General features: G+C 63.9%; 17 protein-coding genes and 1 other annotated feature. Of the genes, 5 read left to right on the top strand and 12 right to left on the bottom strand.

Annotation, left to right across the window (positions count from 1 at the left end):
- Positions 1-110: 110 nt before the first annotated feature.
- The 12 genes from ileS to miaB form a co-directional block, all read right to left on the bottom strand.
- Complete coding sequence (gene ileS, locus IHN22_RS03010) at positions 111-2,906, bottom strand: isoleucine--tRNA ligase (protein ID WP_191433368.1); 2,796 nt, start codon at positions 2,904-2,906, stop codon at positions 111-113.
- A 73-nt stretch (positions 2,907-2,979) separates the two neighbouring features.
- Positions 2,980-3,198: a binding site (T-box leader), on the bottom strand.
- An 80-nt stretch (positions 3,199-3,278) separates the two neighbouring features.
- On the bottom strand, positions 3,279-3,638 hold the full coding sequence (locus IHN22_RS03015; RefSeq protein WP_158094691.1) for a VOC family protein: 360 nt from the start codon (positions 3,636-3,638) through the stop codon (positions 3,279-3,281).
- Between the two features lie 71 nt (positions 3,639-3,709).
- Complete coding sequence (locus IHN22_RS03020; protein ID WP_191433369.1) at positions 3,710-4,438, bottom strand: DivIVA domain-containing protein; 729 nt, start codon at positions 4,436-4,438, stop codon at positions 3,710-3,712.
- A 109-nt stretch (positions 4,439-4,547) separates the two neighbouring features.
- Positions 4,548-5,057 (bottom strand): cell division protein SepF, encoded by a 510-nt coding sequence (locus IHN22_RS03025; protein ID WP_087188919.1) that lies wholly within the window; start codon positions 5,055-5,057, stop codon positions 4,548-4,550.
- 23 nt (positions 5,058-5,080) lie between these two features.
- Complete coding sequence (locus IHN22_RS03030) at positions 5,081-5,788, bottom strand: YggS family pyridoxal phosphate-dependent enzyme (RefSeq protein WP_191433370.1); 708 nt, start codon at positions 5,786-5,788, stop codon at positions 5,081-5,083.
- Positions 5,789-5,866: 78 nt separating this feature from the next.
- A complete protein-coding gene (locus IHN22_RS03035) occupies positions 5,867-7,153 on the bottom strand; it encodes an HlyD family efflux transporter periplasmic adaptor subunit (protein WP_087330550.1) in 1,287 nt (428 codons plus the stop codon).
- Positions 7,154-7,167: 14 nt separating this feature from the next.
- On the bottom strand, positions 7,168-7,404 hold the full coding sequence (hfq, locus tag IHN22_RS03040) for an RNA chaperone Hfq (protein WP_087188916.1): 237 nt from the start codon (positions 7,402-7,404) through the stop codon (positions 7,168-7,170).
- A gap of 98 nt (positions 7,405-7,502) precedes the next feature.
- Positions 7,503-9,521, bottom strand: coding sequence for a DNA mismatch repair endonuclease MutL (gene mutL / locus IHN22_RS03045; RefSeq protein WP_191433371.1), 2,019 nt, complete (start codon positions 9,519-9,521; stop codon positions 7,503-7,505).
- Positions 9,522-9,628: 107 nt separating this feature from the next.
- On the bottom strand, positions 9,629-10,330 hold the full coding sequence (locus IHN22_RS03050; protein WP_191433372.1) for a CPBP family intramembrane glutamic endopeptidase: 702 nt from the start codon (positions 10,328-10,330) through the stop codon (positions 9,629-9,631).
- Between the two features lie 29 nt (positions 10,331-10,359).
- Positions 10,360-12,957 (bottom strand): DNA mismatch repair protein MutS, encoded by a 2,598-nt coding sequence (gene mutS, locus IHN22_RS03055; RefSeq protein WP_191433373.1) that lies wholly within the window; start codon positions 12,955-12,957, stop codon positions 10,360-10,362.
- A gap of 86 nt (positions 12,958-13,043) precedes the next feature.
- Positions 13,044-13,325: a GIY-YIG nuclease family protein gene (locus IHN22_RS03060; protein ID WP_191433374.1), complete on the bottom strand. Its 282-nt coding sequence runs from the start codon at positions 13,323-13,325 to the stop codon at positions 13,044-13,046.
- A gap of 61 nt (positions 13,326-13,386) precedes the next feature.
- Positions 13,387-14,793 carry a tRNA (N6-isopentenyl adenosine(37)-C2)-methylthiotransferase MiaB gene (miaB, locus tag IHN22_RS03065; protein WP_191433375.1) on the bottom strand — a complete coding sequence of 469 codons (1,407 nt, stop codon included), beginning with the start codon at positions 14,791-14,793 and terminating at the stop codon, positions 13,387-13,389.
- A 143-nt stretch (positions 14,794-14,936) separates the two neighbouring features.
- On the opposite strand from miaB, the gene IHN22_RS03070 reads away from it, so the two are divergent.
- Genes IHN22_RS03070 through hemZ form a run of 5 tightly spaced genes read left to right on the top strand, consistent with a single transcriptional unit; the run spans position 14,937 to position 18,810 of the window.
- Positions 14,937-16,004 carry an alanine racemase gene (locus tag IHN22_RS03070; protein WP_191433376.1) on the top strand — a complete coding sequence of 356 codons (1,068 nt, stop codon included), beginning with the start codon at positions 14,937-14,939 and terminating at the stop codon, positions 16,002-16,004.
- A 20-nt stretch (positions 16,005-16,024) separates the two neighbouring features.
- Positions 16,025-16,468 carry a D-aminoacyl-tRNA deacylase gene (gene dtd / locus IHN22_RS03075; protein ID WP_191433377.1) on the top strand — a complete coding sequence of 148 codons (444 nt, stop codon included), beginning with the start codon at positions 16,025-16,027 and terminating at the stop codon, positions 16,466-16,468.
- Positions 16,469-16,526: 58 nt separating this feature from the next.
- Complete coding sequence (locus IHN22_RS12750; protein ID WP_275532727.1) at positions 16,527-16,676, top strand: D-aminoacyl-tRNA deacylase; 150 nt, start codon at positions 16,527-16,529, stop codon at positions 16,674-16,676.
- Positions 16,677-16,695: 19 nt separating this feature from the next.
- Positions 16,696-17,301, top strand: coding sequence for an MBL fold metallo-hydrolase (locus IHN22_RS03085; RefSeq protein ID WP_191433378.1), 606 nt, complete (start codon positions 16,696-16,698; stop codon positions 17,299-17,301).
- 30 nt (positions 17,302-17,331) lie between these two features.
- Positions 17,332-18,810, top strand: a complete 1,479-nt coding sequence (gene hemZ, locus IHN22_RS03090) for a coproporphyrinogen dehydrogenase HemZ (protein WP_191433379.1) — start codon at positions 17,332-17,334, stop codon at positions 18,808-18,810.
- Positions 18,811-18,818 lie beyond the last annotated feature (8 nt).

An 18,818-nucleotide genomic window follows, 5' to 3' on the forward strand; every position in this document is an offset into this window, starting at 1 on the left:
CGTCCCTTTTGCCGGGGAAACGGATTGCCACGCCAGTGTGCGCACTGGCTCGCAATGACAGGTTTGTGCAAAACAGCTATTTTGCAACAGGCCCTTTTTCACAATATGGCTTACTCGCCCACAACAGCAGCGCAGCGGGGGCACAGCTCGGCGTGATGGCCGTCGGTGCCGATGGCGTCGTTGTGGTTCCAGCAGCGGGGGCACTTGGGGGACTCGGACAGCTTGACGGCGATGGTGCAGGGGATGAGGCACTCCTCGTTCTTCTCCCCCTCCACGCTGTCGGTGGTGACGGCCACCTTGGACACGATGCACAGGGAGGCCAGGTCCACGTCCTTCAGGAAGTCGGCGTCCTCCTCGGACACGGAGACAGTCACCTCGGTGTCCTGGGCCTTCTTGAACACGCCGGCGTTGCGGGCGTTCTCCAGGGCCTTGTTGACGGCGTCACGGAGAGCCACCAGCTTGGCCCAGCGGTCCTTGGAGGCCTCGTCCAGAGCGAAGGCGGCGTTGTCCTCAGGCATATCGTTGAGCAGCACGCTCTCGGCGTCCACGCCCTTGGCGTGCTTCATGGCGTGCCAGATCTCGTCGGAGGTGAAGGCCAGGATGGGAGCCACCAGACGGGTCATGCCGTCCAGGATATAGTAGAGGGCGGTCTGGGCGGAGCGGCGCTCGGCCTCGCTGCCGCAGTACAGCCGGTCCTTGATGATGTCCAGATAGAAGTTGGACATATCCACCACGCAGAAGTTGTAGATGGCACGGTACACGCCGTGGAACTCGTAGCGGTCGTAGGCGGCACGGACGTTCTTCACCAGCTCGTTGAGGCAGTGGAGGGCGTAGCGGTCCAGATCCATCAGCTGCTCAACCGGCACCAGGTTGGCGTCTGGGTCGAAGTCGCACAGGTTGCCCAGCATATAGCGGGCGGTGTTGCGGATCTTCAGGTAGGCCTGGGAGAGCTGCTTCATGATCTCCTTGGAGATGCGCATATCCTGGGTGTAGTCGGCGGAGGCCACCCACAGGCGGAGCATATCGGCGCCGTACTCCTTGATGACCTCATCGGGGGCCACGGCGTTGCCCAGGGACTTGTGCATGGCCTTGCCCTCGCCGTCCACGGTCCAGCCGTGGGTGGCGATCTGGTGGTAGGGGGCCACGCCGTTGACGGCGATGGAGGTGAGCATGGAGGACTGGAACCAGCCGCGGTACTGGTCGCCGCCCTCCAGGTACAGGTCGGCGGGGTACTTCAGGTAGGGACGCTCGGCAGCCACGGCAGCCCAGGTGGAGCCGGAGTCGAACCACACGTCCATGATGTCGGTCTCCTTGGAGAAGTGGGCCTTGCCGCACTTGGGGCACACGAAGCCCTCGGGCAGCAGGTCGCGGGGCTCACGGTCAAACCACACGTTGGAGCCGTGCTCCCGGAAGAGGGCGGCCACATGGGCGATGGTCTCGGGGGTGACGATGTCGGCGCCGCAGTCGTCGCAGTAGAAGATGGGAATGGGCACGCCCCACACGCGCTGGCGGGAGATGCACCAGTCGTTGCGCTCGGAGATCATGGAGATCATGCGCTCCTTGCCCCAGCCGGGGTGCCACTGGATGTCATCGCAGGCCTTGACGGCGGTGTCCTTGATGGCGTCCACGGAGCAGAACCACTGCTCGGTGGCCCGGTAGATGATGGGGTTCTTGCAGCGCCAGCAGTGGGGGTAGGAGTGGGTGATGGACTCCTTGGCCACCAGGAAGCCCTCGCGCTCCAGGTCCTCCACCACCATGTCGTTGCCCTTGGCGTAGAACTGGCCGTTGTAGCGGCTGTCGGTCATGACGCCCTTGGCGTTCACCGGCACGGGCACGCCGATGTGGGTGAGGCCGGCCTTGTCGTACTGCTGGCAGATCTGGAAGTCCTCGGCGCCGAAGCCGGGGGCGGTGTGGACGCAGCCGGAACCGGCGTCCAGGGTGACGTGCTCGCCGTTGAGGATGACGGACTCACGGTCAAAGAGGGGGTGAGTGGCGGTCATCAGCTCGAACTCAGAGCCCTTCAGCTCGGCCAGCACCTTGCAGGCCTCATAGTCGATGTGGGCGGCCTTGCACACGCTCTCGGCCAGGTCCTTGGCCAGCACGTACACGTCGCCGGAGGGCACCTGGAGCAGCACGTAGTCGAACTCGGCGTTCAGGCAGATGGCGAAGTTGCCGGGGATGGTCCAGGGGGTGGTGGTCCAGATCACGAAGTAGGTCTTGCTGAGGTCGGTGTACTGACCCAGCTTGCCCTTGTCGTCCCGGACGGGGAACTTGACGAAGATGGTGGTACAGGGGTCGTCGGCGTACTCGATCTCGGCCTCGGCCAGAGCGGTCTGGTCGGCGGGGCACCAGTACACCGGCTTCATGCCCTTGTAGATGAGGCCCTTCTCGGCCATCTTACCAAAGACCTCGATCTGCCTGGCCTCAAACTCGGGCAGCAGGGTGATATAGGGGTTGTCCCACTCGCCCAGCACGCCCAGACGCTTAAACTGCTCGGTCATCTTGGCGATGTAGCCCTCGGCGTACTCCCGGCACTTGGTGCGGAACTGGGCGGTGGTCATCTCGTCCCGCTTGACCTTCTTGTCCTTGAGAACGGCGGACTCGATGGGCAGGCCGTGGGTGTCCCAGCCGGGCACGTAGGGGGCGCAGAAGCCGGTCATGTTCTTGTGCTTGACGATCATGTCCTTCAGGATCTTATTCAGGGCGGTGCCGATGTGGATGTTGCCGTTGGCGTAGGGCGGGCCGTCGTGGAGGACGAAGCTGGGCTTGCCCTCGTTGCGCTTGACCATCTTGTTATAGAGGTCGTGGTCGTACATCTCCTGGAGCATATCGGGCTCGCGCTTGGGCAGGCCTGCCCGCATGGGGAAGTCGGTCTGGGGCAGGTGGACAGTCTGGTTGTAGTCCATGGGTGTTTCTCCTTTTTATATTGAAAATAAATAAAAAACGGGGTTGGAGGCAAACAAAAAGCGCCTTCGTCTCTCAAGAGACAAAGGCGCACACCTCTGCGGTACCACTCTCGTTGTCCCGGACGGGCCGGGACCGCTCGACAGCCTGTAACGGGGCCAGCCGGGGCCGCTTACTCCGTTCGGCGGCCATGCTCAGAGGTGATTTTCCCGGCCCGTCCTGTCCGCCTTGCACCAAAACGGCGGCTCTCTGCGCAGGGTTGGGGGCGGTACTCGTCCTCGTCACAGCATTTTACAGATGAAAATCACTGGGAGACGCCCTTTTTTGGCGTCTCCCAGTATCTTACCTGTTTGCAAGGCTTCTGTCAAGGGGTTTTACCCCTTTTGCATCAGCTGAACGGTAAGTCCGTCCGGACCGGTGAGGAAACAGAAGCGGACCCCCGGATGGGGCTCACGGATGGGGCTGGGGTTCAGCCCGGCGGCCTCCGCACGGGCCCGCTCCCCGTCTAGGTCGGCCACGGCGAAGCCCAGGGACAGACCGGCATAGCGGACGTCAGAGTGGCCGGCGCCCTGGATCAGCTCCACAGCGGTCTCCCCCTCCCCGCCGGAGAGGAAGGCAAAGTGGGCGTCGCCCATGGAGAACCGGCGGAGGACCTTCAGCCCGGTCCAATTCTCCAGAAAGGAGACGGAAGCCTCCAGATCGGTGACGTAAAGGGTGGTGTGCAGATAGTGCATGGTTATACCTCCAGATAAAAAGGAGGCGCCGTGGAAAACCGCGGCGCCTTCCGTCATGGTTTGTCAGCGGTTCAGCGGATCTCGTAGTCCTTGCCGAACTGCAGGTTGTCAAAGTCGATGCGGCGGGTGGGCTCCTCCACCACGTCGTCCTCGTCCTCCTCCGCAGGAGCGGCGGCGGGGGCCTTCCGGCCGCTGAGCTCCATCAGCTCATCGTACAGGCTGCTCTCCTTGGCGCCCTCGGGGGCGGACAGGTCGGTGGTGTCCTCCTGCTCCTGCTGGATGATCCGCTCCACGTTCTCCTCGATGTCCCGGGCGGTATCCCCCACCGGGTCCACGGACACAGGGGCGGCGGCGGTCAGCTTGGACAGGCCGCTGAGGAAATCCATCTCGTGCTGATGAAGCTCCTTCAGCTTGCCCACATAGGCGGCGGTGGACTGCTGGGCGGCGGCCAGGCGCATCTGCTCGTCCCGAATGGCCTGCTGCAGCTCGGCCATTCGGGCCTTGGCGTCGGCCTCGGCGTTCTGCATCAGCTGGTTGCGCTTGCTCTCAGCCTCAGCCACCAGGTCGTCCGCCATCTTCTGAGCGGTCATCAGGGCCTTGCGCATGGCGTCCTCGGTGGAGCGGTACTCCTCCACCTTCTCCACCAGCACCTTCATCTTGGCCTTCAGGGTGGCGTTTTCCTTGTAGAGGGTGGTGTAATCCGCCGTCAGGATATCCAGAAATTCGTCCACCATCGACATATTATATCCGTTAAACGCCTTGGTAAAGGCGTGTTCCGAAACTTCCTGCGGCGTAAGCATAGTCAATTCCCCCTGAATCTGTTTGTATCTTGTGGGTCCCACGGACGGGACAACACAGCACATAGGGCGTGACGATCCGTCGCGCCCTATGGCAAATGGATTTTACTGCTTAGAAATACAGCCCGTTGTTCTCCAGTTCATCGATGAGATCACCGAGAATGTCCACGTTGTAGGGCGTAATGATGTAGGTGGAGATGGCCACCTTCTTGATCTTGCCCTCGTTGGCGTAGGCCACGCCGGACAGGAAGTCCAGCAGGCGGCGGGCAATGTCCTTGTTGGTGGACTCCAGGTTGAGGACCACGGTGCGCTTTTCACGCAGGTGGTCAGCGATCTCGCTGGCGTTCTCGAAGCGCTCGGGCTTCACCAGCACCACCTGCAGCTGGGTGGTGGTGTGGATGTTGACCACCTTGTTGCTGCGGCGCTCGTTATCCAGAGAATAGAGGCTGCCGGTGGACTCCTGAGCGGCCTGGCTCTTGGCGCTCTTGCGCTCCAGCCGGTCGCCGCCGGTGCGGTCCATCCGCTCACTGCGGGAGACAGGCTCGAAGTCGTCCTCGTAGTCGTCCTCGGGCTCGTCCTCGTAGGGGCGGGCCAGCCGCCGCAGTTCATCAAACAATCCCATATTCGGTTACCTCCTGAATCATATCAAGCTTTATGCATGGGAGGGCGGGGGCCGAACAGGGCGGTGCCTACGCGCACCAGGGTGGCGCCCTCGCGGACGGCGTCCTCATAATCGCCGCTCATTCCCATAGAAAGACAGTCGATTGTGGTTCCATTATCCGACATCTTGCCTCTTATGTCAACAAAAAGCTGACGCATTTTCGCAAAAAAGGGCCGGTTTCCGTCGGGTCCCTCGGCCACCGGAGGGATGGCCATCAGCCCCCGCAGATTCACATGGGGACAGGCGGCGGCTTTTTGGGCCAGGGCGGGCAGCTCGTCGGGAGAAATGCCGCTTTTGGACTCCTCCCCGCCGATGTTGATCTCCAGCAGAATGTCCTGGACCAGGTCCAGCTTGGCGGCCTGGGCCTCGATGGCGTCCAGCAGGTGCTCCGAGCCTACCGACTCGATGAGATCCACCCGGCCCACCACCTGCTTGACCTTGTTGGTCTGCAGATGGCCGATGAAATGGAGGGCGGCCCCGGCATAGGCGTCGTCATCCAGGTGGGCGGTCATCTCCTGCACCCGGTTCTCTCCGCAGATGGTGATACCGGCGGCAATGGCCTGCCGGATGGTATCCGAGGTCTGGACCTTGGTGGCGGCCACCAGGGTGATCTCGGACGGGTCACGGCCCACTTCCCGGGCCGCGGCGGCGATGTTGGCCTTGACCTGCGCTACTTTCTCTTCCAGGGACATAATAGGCACCTCCAAAAAATACACACATAAATAAGGCAAAACCGCCTGCGCGTCTGGTGCGCAGAGGGATCGTCCAAACTAATCGATGACCTTGCCGTCATAGAGCTCGCCGGAGGAGATGATGATCTGGTCTCCCGCCCGCAGGGCCTTTTTGGCTGCCGTGGTGGTGGAGGTATCGGCAGCGGTGACCAGGATGTAGTTGTCCTCCTCGGCCAGGATGGATACCGGCTTGAACTCGGCACACTGGCCCACCAGGGCATACACGCCGGTGACCGATACCTGGGACTCCTCGCCGGTCTCGCTGTCGGTGACGGTCTGCTGCTCCACCCGCAGGGCCTCCTTGGGCAGGCGGATGCCGGAGGTGGTCTCAAAGACCAGCTCCACCGTCTGCCGCCGCAGCAGGGTGGTGTCGGACAGGAACTTGTCGGTGGACAGTACCACCACCACCTGCCCGTCCACCGGGTCCCCCAGCCGCTCCACCTTCATGTCCACCTCGCCGGACCAGTCCCGGGAAAAGCGGACGGTGATGCTGCGGCCCTCCACCAGCCGCTCGGCGTCCGCCTCCGGCAGGGTGCAGGCAAAGTACCAGGTGGAATTGGTGATGAGCTTGCCAATGGCGGAGGTATCCTCCGCCGGCTTCTGGTTGGACAGGTCCTTCAGCTGGGCCGGGGTAAGGGTCTCCATCATAGCGGGGGTGATAAGGCTCTCGTATCCGTCCACCAGACCGGAGAAAATGCCCGACTGGGCGGCGGTGACCCGGCTGGTGCTCTGGGAGGCCTGGGCGGTCAAAGACTGGATCTGGGCCTTCACGTCGTCCAACGAGGCCTGGAGAGCGGCGGTGGAGTCCTCCCCCTCCGCATCAAAGGTATAGCTGCGCTTATAAATCAGGCTCTTCAGCTCCATGGTCTGGCTCTCCAGACCGGTGAGGTCGCCGGAGGCGGAAGCCCCCCGAAGATTGGCAATGGCGTCGGCCACCCGGTCGCTGAGCTGGGCGGAGTCGCCGCTGCCGCCGGTCTGGGCCAGGGCGTATTCCAGCTGCTCCTGCTCCAGCAGCAGCTGCTGGAGGGTCTCCCGCTGGGTGAGTCCGGCGTCGCTCTGGTAGAGCAGGGCCACGGTCTCACCCCGGCTTACCTTCTCCCCCTCCTCGGGGAGGACCTCCACCGTGCCGCCCTGGCCGGTGAGGACACTCTCCTCCCGGACCAGAAAGCCGGTGGCCTCCACGCTGTCGCTGACGGTGTAGGTATAGGCCAGCACCGTGGGATAGAGCTCCCGCAGGCTGCTGAAGGCGGAGACTCCGATGGAAATGAGTACCCCCGCCAGTACGAGCAGCATCACGATGCGGGAATTCAAAGAACCTTGCTTCATAGGCGCTCCTTTGGTCAGTCGCCGCGCTCCTCCCGCTCCAGAGAGATGGCCCGTTCGGGCACGATGGTGGAGATGGCGTGCTTGTAGATCACCTGCTGCTTGTCCCCCGTCATAAGTACCACCACAAAGGCGTCATAGCCCACGATCTGGCCTTTCAGCTGATAGCCGTTCATCAAAAAGGTGGTGACGTTGGCCCGGGTCCGCCGGGCGCGGAGCAGGAACAGGTCTTGCAGGTTGGGTGTCTTTTGCATTTGGATGCACTCCTTTTTCTCTGAGATGCATCCAATATATACCAATTACTGGAAAGGTTTTGTCGAATGCTGGGGAAGGGACCACATTTCCCGGGGAGTTATGCCCGTCCGAACCGCTTTTCGATCTGGCTGCGGGTCAGCTCAATGGCCACCGGGCGGCCATGGGGACAATATTTCACTTCCCCCGCCATGACAGCTTTAGCCACCTTGAGCAGCTCGGCCTCCCCGTTTTTCTGGCCCCCCTTGATGGCCGCCTTGCAGGCCATGGTGTGGAGGAGGGCGTCCCGGGCGCTGTCCGGGTCGGCGGTGCCGCAGGTGATGAGCCTGCCCGCCAGCTCCAGCAGCACGTCGGGAATGGCGGCGGCGTCCACGTCGTCGGGGGCGGTGCGGACGATGATAGCCCCGCCGCCGAAGTCCTCCGCCTCAAAGCCGAAGCGCTCCAGCAGGGGCAGCTGGGCCAGCAGGGCGGCCCCCTCCTCCGCCGGAGGGGTAAAGACCACCGGGGTGAGCAGGGTCTGGACCATGGGGGTGTACCCCGCCGCCTTCAGGCGGTCAAAGTTCATCCGCTCGTGGGCGGCGTGCTTGTCGATGAGGAGCACCTTGTCCCCCTGCTCCACGATGATGTAGGTGTTTAAGACCTCACCCACCATGCGCCAGGGTGTTTCTTCCGGCTCGGGCTGGATGGGAGTCTGGGGTTCCACAGGGGGGATGGTGGGAACGGGTTCCTTTTCGACCACCGTAGGGGCGACCCTTGTGGTCGCCCGCGGGGTCTCGGGAGCCGCCTCCACAGGCGGGGTGGTTTTGGCCGGGATGTCTGGGACAGCAGTCCTTACAGACGATGGGGTGGGAGCCGGGGCCGGTTTGGGCTCGGGCTGTATGGTGGAGGCGGTTGGAACCGGCCGTTCCGGAACGGTAGGGGCCACCCTTGTGGCCGCCCGCACAGGTTGAGCGGTTTGGGCAGGCCGGGCGGCAATATCGTGGAGAGGCAGAGACGGGGCGGGTTTGTCCGCCGTCTTGCGGAACTGCTCCGCCGTCATGGTGCGGAAGGTGGTCTGGTGAGGGGTCACCGTGTCCTGAGTTGCCTTGGGGGCCAGCCGGGGGCTGTCCGCCAGGGCGGAGGGCCGGGACCGGTCGGCCTCCAGGGTGGACTTTACGGCGTAATACACCGCGTCAAATACCTTTTTATCGCTGCCGAACTTGACCTCCTGCTTGGTGGGGTGGACGTTCACGTCCACGGCGTTGAGCCTGGTGGTCAGGTGGAGCACGCAGCCGGGGAACTTGCCCACCATCTTCTGGTTGGCGTAGGCCTCCTCCAGGGCGGCCATCATGGTGCGGCTCTTTACATACCGGCCGTTGACGAAGAAGTGCTGATAGCCCCGGGTGCCCCGGCAACAGGTGGGCAGGGACACAAAGCCGGTGACGCTCATATCCTCCCCGGAGCCCTTCACCGGGGTGAAGCCAAGGGCCAGGTCCCTCCCCAGCACCGCGTACAGGGCAGACTGGAGCTTGCCGTCGCCGGGGGTGAGCAGGTCCTGCTTGCCGTCCCGGAGGAACTTGATGCTCACCTCCGGGTGGGACAGGGCCAGCCGCTGGATCATGGCGAAGCAGGCGGCGCTCTCGGCGGAGTCCTTCTTCATAAACTTGAGCCGGGCGGGGGTGTTGTAGAACAGATCCTTCACCACCATGGTGGTGCCCTGGGGACAGCCCGCCTCCTCCTGACTTACCACCACCCCCGCCTCCAGAGAGAGGGCGGTGCCCAGGGGGGCGTCGGCGGTGCGGGTGAGCAGCTCCATCCGGGACACGGCGGAGATGGCGGCCAGAGCTTCGCCCCGGAAGCCCAGGGTGCCGATGGCCTCCAGGTCGTACTCGGTACGCAGCTTGCTGGTGGCGTGACGGAGAAAGGCGGTGGGGGCCTCATCGGCGGCAATGCCGCAGCCGTTGTCGGTGACCCGGATCAGGGTCATGCCCCCGTGCTGGATCTCCACCGTCAGCTTGTCCGCTCCGGCGTCGATGGCGTTTTCCATCAGCTCCTTCACCACGGAGGCGGGCCGCTCCACCACCTCGCCGGCGGCGATCAGGTCGGCCACATGGGAGTCAAGTTGTTGGATGTGAGGCATAAAAGTACCAACTTTCCAGGAAAGAAAATGGAAACGGGCCGATGTGGGCATCGGCCTCTACCGTTAAAAAGGGCCTTGTAGGGGCGGGTGCCCACACCCGCCCGCACTTATCTGAGCGCCCCCAGCAACGTAAACCCGTTGATGGCCATATGCAGGGCGACGGCGCTCCAGATGGAGCCGCCCCGGTCGTAGCACCAGGCCAGCGCCAGGGCCATGGGGGCATACTGGATCATCAGCAGCAGGTACCGCAGGTCCAGGGTCCCAAAGGCATACACAAACTGGACGGCGCAGTAGAAGGAGTAGAGGATCACCGACAGCACATAGCCCAGGGGCCGGCTGTAATTGCGGACCGAGCCGAAGAGCAGACCACGGAACAGGGGCTCCTCCACCAGGGGCATGAGTACCACCAGAATAAAGACGGTGGCGGTGGGGGCGAAGTAGTATTGCTCGGGGTAGCTGATCAGGTTGGGGTTCTGCACCGGCAGGGGGATGAGGCCCACCAGGAAGGAGAGCACCTCGGCTCCCACCAGGCCGGTGACAAAGGCGAACAGGTTCTCCGGCAGCCAGTCCAGCAGCAGCCGGAAGCCGGTTCTCAGGAAGGACCAGAACACCAGAAAGGTGAGAGAAGCAATGATGAGGTAGTACACCACGTTGGCCTCGGCCACCGGAAACTCCCCCTGATAGGAGCGCTGGACCCAGCCCATGAGCCAGGGGAAGAGAAACACATACAGGGCGAAAAAGACCCAGCCCCGGTAACATTCGGCCCGGGTGATCTGGGGCCGCCAGGGGCGGCGCCGTCCGGTGAGCATGGTGTGTTCCTCCTTTTTTGTGGTTGGTTTTATACCAGCTGCTTCAATTCAAAGAGCAGGTTCATGGCCTCGATGGGGGTGAGGGTGTTGAGATCCACCCCCTGGAGCCGCCGGACCACCTCTCCGCCCCCCATGTCCAGCAGGGACATCTGGTCGGTGGAGGGAGCCGCCGGGGCCTGGGGAGTCTGGACCCCACCTGCCTCCAGCTCCTTCAGAATGTGGCGGGCCCGGGTGATGACCTTGTCGGGCACCCCGGCCAGCTTGGCCACTTCAATGCCGTAGCTCTGGTCGGCCCCGCCGGGGACGATCTTCCGCAGGAAGAGAATGTCGTCCCCCTTCTTCTTGGCGGCGATGTTGTAGTTCTTTACCCCGGGGATGACGCCCTCCAGGGCGGTGATCTCATGGTAGTGGGTGGCAAAGAGGGTCTTGGCCCCCAGCTTTTTCTTGTCGGCGCAGTACTCCAGCACCGCACGGGCGATGGACATACCGTCGTAGGTAGAGGTGCCCCGGCCGATCTCGTCCAGGATGAGCAGGCTTTTGCTGGTGGCGTTTTTTAAGAGTTCCGCCACCTCAGTCATCTCCACCATGAAGGTGGACTGACCGGCGGACAGGTCGTCGCTGGCTCCGATGCGGGTGAACACCCGGTCCACGATGCCGATGCGGGCCGAGCGGGCGGGGACAAAGGAGCCCATCTGAGCCATCAGGACGATGAGGGCCACCTGCCGCATATAGGTGGACTTACCTGCCATGTTGGGGCCGGTGATGATGGCCACCGTGTTGTCTTTTCCGTCCATCCAGGTGTCGTTGGGGACAAAGAGAGCGTTTTTCAGCATTTTTTCCACCACGGGATGGCGGCCCTCGGAGATGTCGATGGTGTCGGACAGGTCCACCTCCGGGCGGCAGTAGCCGTTCTCGGCGGCCACGGCGGCAAAGGAGGCCAGCACGTCCACCTGGGCCACGGCGGCGGCGGAGCGCTGGATGTCCCCCACCCGGGCGGCGGCCTGCTGCCGCAGGTCGCAGAAGAGCTGATACTCCAGGGCGGTGACCCGGTCCTGGGCGGACAGGATCTCGTGCTCCAGGTCCTTCAGCTCCTGGGTGATGAACCGCTCGCAGTTCACCAGGGTCTGCTTGCGGATGTAGTGGTCGGGCACCTGGTCGTAGTAGGACTTGGATACCTCGATGTAGTAACCGAATACTTTGTTGAAGCCCACCTTCAGACTCTTGATGCCGGTCTTTTCCTTCTCCCGGGCCTCCACGGCGGCCACCAGGTCCTTGCCGTTGGTGAGGATGTCCCGCAGCCGGTCCACCTCAGGGTTGTAGCCCGCCCGGATAAAGCCGCCCTCCCGGACGGAGAAGGGGGGCTCGTCCACAATGGCGGAGCAGATCAGCTCCCGCAGGTCGGGCAGGTCGTCCAGGGCGGCGGACAGGGAGGTGAGCAGGGCCCCGGAGTAGGGGGAGAGCAGCTCCCGCAGACGGGGCAGCTTGCCCAGGCCGGTGGCCAGAGCCATCAGGTCCCGCCCCCCCGCGGTGCCGTACACGATGCGGCCGATGAGCCGCTCCAGGTCGGTGACCTCCCGCAGGGTGTTTTTCAGCTCGTCCCGGCCGATGGGGTCCCCCACCAGCTCCTCCACCGCACCCAGCCGGCGGCTGATGGCGCCGGGGGAGAGCAGGGGCCGCTCCATCCAGGCGCGGATGAGCCGGTGGCCCATGGCAGTGCGGGTCTTGTCCAGCACCCACAGCAGGCTCCCCTTCTTTTCCTTGGAGCGGAGGGTCTCGGTGAGCTCCAGATTGCGCCGGGCGGTAAGGTCCAGCTCCATGAACTGACCGGAGGTGTACCAGGTGAGGCTGGTGATGTGGGAGAGGTCGGTCTTCTGGGTCTCGTACAGGTAACTCAAAAGGCCCCCCACCGCCTGGAGGGCGTGGTCGTCCCCCTGGGGCAGCTGGTCCAGGCCGCTGGTGAACTGCTCCCCCACCAGAGTGCGGGCGGCGTCGGGCCGGAAGCGGGCCTCCCCGCCGTTCTCGCACCGGCAGTCCAGCTTGTTGGTGAGAAAGTCCAGCAGGGCGGCGTCGCTGTAGGCCCCGTCGGACAGCATGGCCTCCCGGGGGGAGAAGCGGCCCAGCTCGTTGCACAGGTGCTGGTTGGCGTCGGGGCCGGTGAAGGAGGTGACGGAGATCTCGCCGGTGGAGATGTCGCAGAAGCACAGCCCCGCCCCGGCGGAGTCCTGGTAAATGGCGCAGATGAAGTTGTTGCGGCCCTCCTCCAGCATGGAGGAGGCGATGACGGTGCCGGGGGTGACGATGCGGATGATGTCCCGGTCCACCAGCCCCTTGGCGGTGGCGGGGTCCTCCATCTGCTCGCAGATGGCCACCTTGTAGCCCTTGGCGATGAGCCGGGCGATGTAGGCGTCGGCACTGTGGTAGGGCACGCCGCACATGGGGGTGCGCTGATCCTCCGGCTTGCCCCGGTCCCGGGTGGTGAGGGTGAGATCCAGCTCCTTGGAGGCCAGCTTGGCGTCCTCCTGGAACATCTCATAGAAGTCACCCAGCCGGAAAAAGAGGATGCAGTCCGGGTGAAGCTCTTTCATTTTCAGATATTGGCGCATCATGGGGGTCAGCTCGGACGGCATGGCGGGCGCTCCTTTTCTAAATGATAATTGAAATGGAAAGGGACGGATTGCCGCGCCAGTGTGCGCACTGGCTCGCAATGACGGCCCTATAGTGTGGGGTACAGATCAGTCCATCCGGGATTCCGGCGGTTGACCAGGGCGTTTTTTCGTTTCCTGGACCAGGATTTGATCTGCTTTTCTCGGGCAATGGCTGATTTGATGGATGGGGTGGCCTCAAAATAGACCAATTTTGTAATATCATAACGGGCGGTATAGCTGGCGGGATCGGCATGGGCGCGGTGCTGGGCGACCCGGCAGACCAGGTCCCGGGTTACCCCGGTGTAAATGGCTACATTGGTGGCGTTTGCCAGGATATAGGCGTAATACATGGCTCCGTCCTCCTGCCTGTCATTGCGAGCCAGTGCGCGCACTGGCGTGGCAATCCGTATTTTACTCCGCCTTCTCCCCCATCAAAGACCACTTATTGGCCCCGGTGATCTTCACGTCCACAAACTGGCCGATGAGGGACTCGTCCCCGGTGAGGCGCACCAGCCGGTTGCCGGGGGTGCGGGCAGTGAGGCCCTTGTCGTCGGTGCCGTCCACCAGGCAGCGCACCGTCTTGCCGATATAGGCCTTGTGCTTTTCCTCGGAAATCTGGTCCTGCCGCTCCACCAGCCGCTGGAACCAGGCCGCCTTCTCCTCCTTGGAGACGGGGTCGTCCATCTTGGCGGCGGGGGTGCCCACACGGGGGGAATAAATAAAGGTAAAGAGGGCGTCAAACCGCACCTCGTCCAGCAGGGTCATGGTCTGCTCGAACTCCTGGGCGGTTTCCCCGGGAAATCCCACAATGACGTCGGAGGTGATGACCACGTCGGGGATGGCCTCACGCAGGCGGCGCACCTTGTCCAGGTAGCCCGCCCGGTCGTATACCCGGTTCATGGCCTTCAGCACCCGGTCGCTGCCCGCCTGGAAGGGCAGGTGGAAGCAGGGGGCGATCTTGGGGGAGGACGCCATGGTATCAAAGAGCTTCTGGGAGGCGTCCTTGGGGTGGCTGGTCATAAAGCGCAGCAGGAAATCCCCCGGAATCTGGGAGGCCGCCTTCAAGAGGTCTGCGAAGTCCATGGGGTCGTCCAGATCCTTGCCGTAGGAGTTGACGTTCTGGCCCAGCAGGGTGATGTCCTTGTACCCCTCGGCCACCAGGCCCCGGATCTCCTCCAGAATGACCTCCGGCTGACGGGACCGCTCCCGGCCCCGGACGTAGGGCACAATGCAGTAGGTGCAGAAGTTGTTGCAGCCGTACATGATGGACACCCAGGCCTTCACCTTGTCCTGACGCACCACCGGGATGCCCTCGGCGATGGAGCCGGGCTCGTCGGCGATGTCGAAGATGCGGCCCCGGCGGGTCACCAGCCGGTACAGGAGTTCCGGGAACCGCCACAGGGCGTGGGGCCCGAACACCAGGTCCACCTGCCGGTAGCTCTCCTTGATCTTCTGGGCACGGTGGGGCTCCTGAGCCATGCAGCCGCACACGCAGATGAGCTGGTTGGGCTTGGCCCGCTTGGTGTGCACCAGGGCGCCCACGTTGCCCAGCACCCGCATCTCGGCGTGCTCCCGGATGGCGCAGGTGTTGATGAGGATCAGATCGGCTTCCGCCTCGCTGTCGGTGAAGTCGTAGCCCATCTCCCGCAGGTAGCCCCGCAGCCGCTCGGAGTCGGCCTCGTTCTGCTGGCAGCCGTAGGTGTCCACGAAGGCCAGGGGGGCGGTGGGACGGGCGGCGTTGCGCTCGTGCAGTTTCTGGCAGAAGTCCCGCTGACGCGCCACGTCGGCGGGGGAAATTTTGGTGGTCTGTCGGTTCAAAACGGTTCCTCCCGAAAAGTCTGTATCAATGTTTAATCATAGCACTTTTTGCGCTCAAACACAAGGCCCGTCCCCTTTTCATTGACTCAAATCGGCAGGGAGTATATAATGGAAAGGACTATCCACGGAAAGGCGGCGGAGCCATGAAAACCCTGGTCATCGAGCGGGATGCACTGAAGAATAATATCTCCGTGGTCAAGGAGCGGGCGGGGGGCGCCGTGATCTACGGCGTGGTCACCGGAGACGGCCAGGGAGCCGGTCTGGTGGAGCTGGCAAAGGCCCTGCGGGCCGAGGGCATCGGCCGCTTCGCCGTGTCCGAGGTGGCGGAGGCCGCCGCCCTGCGGAAGGCGGGCTTTGTGGAGGAGGAGATCCTCATGCTCCGCTGTACCACCGACCGGGAGGAGCTGGAACAGCTGCTGGATCTCAACGTGATCTGCACCGTGGGCTCCCACGACAGCGGCATGGCCCTCAACGGGGTGGCGGAGGCCCGGTCCACCATTGCCGAGGCCCACATCCAGATTGACACCGGCATGGGCTTCGGGGGCTTTCTCTCCAGCGAGCCGGAGAAGATCCTGTCCACCTTCCGGGACCTGTCCAGCATCGCTGTGTCCGGGGTGTATACCCAGCTATACACCAAGAGCCGCAAGGGCAAGGCCCTGGCGGCCCAGGTGGAGGAGTTCACCAAAACGGTGGAGGCCATCCATGCCGCCGGATTTGAGACGGGCACCGTCCACGCCGCCGGGTCCTATGTGCTGATGCACCATCCTGCCGCCCGGCTGGGGGGCGTCCGGGCGGGTACCGTCCTCATGGGCCGGTGCCGCCGGGCCAGAGGAGACGGCCTGCGCCGGGTGGGCTACGGCGAGGTCAAGGTGGAGGAGACCCGCTGGGTGCCCAAGGGCCACATTGTGGGGGGCAACACCCCCGCGCCCCTGAAGAAAAACACCCGGGTGGCGGTGCTCCCCGTGGGGTATCAGAACGGCTTCGGCATGGGCCGCCCCTGGGCGGGAGGCCTGCTGGACGCCATCCGCCGCTGGCTCACCCAGCGGCAGATCACCGTCCGGGTCAACGGCCAGAAGGCCAGAGTTATCGGGGGCATCGGCGCCATCGAGACCATTGTGGATGTGACCGACCTGAAATGTACCGCCGGAGACAAGGCGGTGTTCGATATTGACCCCATTTTTGCCAAGGGGTTTGTCCGTGAATATCGGTAAATGAGAAAGGAATTTATACTATGCGTGCAGTTGTGACCCGCGTGAAGAATGCCTCCGTCACCATCGACGGCAAGGTGAACGGCGAGATCGGCCAGGGCTTCCTGGTGCTGCTGGGGGTGGCCCCCGGCGATACCGAGGCCCAGGCCGTCAAGATGGCCGACAAGGTGTGCGGCCTGCGTATCTTTGAGGATGAGAACGAAAAGATGAACCTGAATCTGGAGGCGGTGGGGGGGTCCCTGCTGGTGGTGAGCCAGTTCACCCTCTACGCCGACACCAAGTCCCGCCGTCCCGGCTTCTCCGGGGCCGCCAAGCCGGATATCGCCATCCCTCTGTATGAGAAATTTATGGCCGAGTGCGCCAGCCGGGGCTTTGAGGTCCAGCACGGCGAATTCGGCGCCGATATGCAGGTTTATAGTCAGAACGACGGTCCTGTGACCATTCTGCTGGACACCGACCAGATGTAACGCCGAATTCGCCCCCGCGCTTTGCGCGTCCGAGCGTTTTGCCAGAGGCAAAACCTCGATGCCGGGCGGATTCACTCCGCCCGAGCAGATCAAAAGATGCGGGGTCCCCGCAGGGCCGTGGCCCTGTGGGGGATTCGGCGCCGATATGCAGGTTTATTCTCAAAATGACGGTCCTGTGACCATTCTGCTGGACACCGATACCATGTAAAGAAGGGGGCAGACATCCCATGAAAATTCGTGTTTTACAGGTGGGGCCCATCGGCACCAACTGCTATCTGCTGGAGGACGAGGACACCCACACCGCCGCCGTGGTGGACCCCGGCGACGAGGCCGGCCGCATCCTGGCCCAGGCCAGGGAGGACGGGGTGGAGATCCAGTCCATCCTGCTGACCCACGCCCACTATGACCACACCACCGGCGTGGCGGGGCTGCTCAAGGCGTTGCCGGGCATCCCCGTGTACCTCCATCCCGACGACGCCGCCCGGCTGGGCAGCCCGTTGTTTCCCCCGCTGGGCACCGACCCCAAGCCCTATGACGACGGCGACCTGGTGAAGGTGGGAGGCATCGACGTGCAGGTGATCCACACCCCCGGCCACACCCCCGGCGGGGTGTGCCTGATGGCGGGGGATGCCCTCTTCACCGGCGACACCCTGTTCCAGGGCTCCATGGGCCGCACCGACCTGCCCGGAGGCAGCTATGAGGAGATCATGGCCTCCCTGGCCCGGCTGGCCCGGCTGCCCGGGGACTTCCACGTCCTCCCCGGCCACATGGATCTGTCCACCCTGGAGGCCGAGCGGAAGAGCAACTACTATATGCAGCAGGCCATGGGGTAATCTGATTTCCCCGGAAAGGATCATTCCGCTATGAAACTCTACCTCCGCGGCCACGACTACAAATATGCCGCCGAGCAAATGTTATTGACGCTTTTTCCTGACCAGCGGCCGGAATACGACGACCAGCTCCCCGCTGCCGGGGAGGACCATCTGGTGCTCTCCCTGAGCCGGGGCAAGCTGTGGGCCACCGCCACCGCCAGGCTGACTTACCACGGTCAGTCATATGGGGCAAGCCGCCGGTGTAAACTGGAAGAGCTCACCGATGACCTCTCCACCAGCCGGGCCCTCCAGCGGATCCTGAAGCTGGCCTTCTACGACGCCGGGGTGGCCGCCCGTGGGAACGAGCCCCCCTGGGGGGCGTTGACCGGCGTGCGGCCGGTGAAGATCCCCACCAAGGCCATGCTGGCCGGCGCCACCCCCGCTCAGGCCGAGCGGGTGCTGAAGGACACCTACCGGGTGTCCCCCCTGCGGCGGCAGCTGGCCATGGACTGCGCCCAGGCCAGCCTGGACGCCCAGCGGAGCCTGGGGCCGGAAGAGGTGTCCCTCTATGTGGGCATCCCCTTCTGCCCCACCCGGTGCGCCTACTGCTCCTTCGTGTCCGCCGACGTGGGCCGTGCCCTCAAGCTTATCGAGCCCTTCCTGGACTGCCTTTCCCGGGAAATCAAGGCTACCGGTGAGATGCTGGCGGGGGCGGGGCTGAAGGTGCGCTCCGTCTACTTTGGCGGCGGCACTCCCACCACCCTGTCCGCCCCCCAGCTGGACCGGCTCATGGGGGAGCTGGCCGACTCCATTGACCTGTCCGCCTGCACCGAGTACACGGTGGAGGCCGGGCGGCCCGACACCATTACCCGGGAAAAGCTGGAGGTTCTCTTCCGCCGGGGCTGCGGCCGGGTGTCGGTGAATCCCCAGACCATGCAGGACCATGTGCTCACCGCCATGGGCCGGGCCCATCGGGCCGAGGACATCCGCAGGGCCTACGCCATGGCCCGGGACAGCGGCATCCCCTGCGTCAACATGGATCTCATCGCCGGTCTGCCCGCCGACAGCGTGGACGGCTTCCGGTCCTCCCTGGATCAGGTGCTGGCCATGGCGCCGGAGAATATCACCGTCCACACCCTGGCCATGAAGAAGGGTTCCCGGCTGATGGAGGAGGGGAGCGGCGTGCCCGCCGATGAAGAGGTGGCCGCCATGCTGGAGTATGCCTGGGCCGCCCTGCGGGGGGCGGGGCAGATCCCCTATTACCTCTACCGTCAGAAGTATATGTCCGGCTCCTTTGAGAACGTGGGCTGGTGCCTGCCGGGCACCGAGAGCCTCTATAACATCTGCATGATGGAGGAGCTGCACACCATCGTCTCCCTGGGAGGCGGCGGGGTGACCAAGCTGGTCAACCCGGCCACCGGCCACATCGAACGGGTGGCCAACCCCAAGTATCCCAAGGAGTATATCGAGAAAATTGACGCCGTCTGCGCCGGAAAGGAGCGGGTGGCCCGCTTCCACGGCGCCCTGTAAGGAGGTCC

This window comes from Flavonifractor sp. An112, assembly GCF_904377885.1.
Taxonomy (GTDB): domain Bacteria; phylum Bacillota; class Clostridia; order Oscillospirales; family Oscillospiraceae; genus Flavonifractor; species Flavonifractor avicola.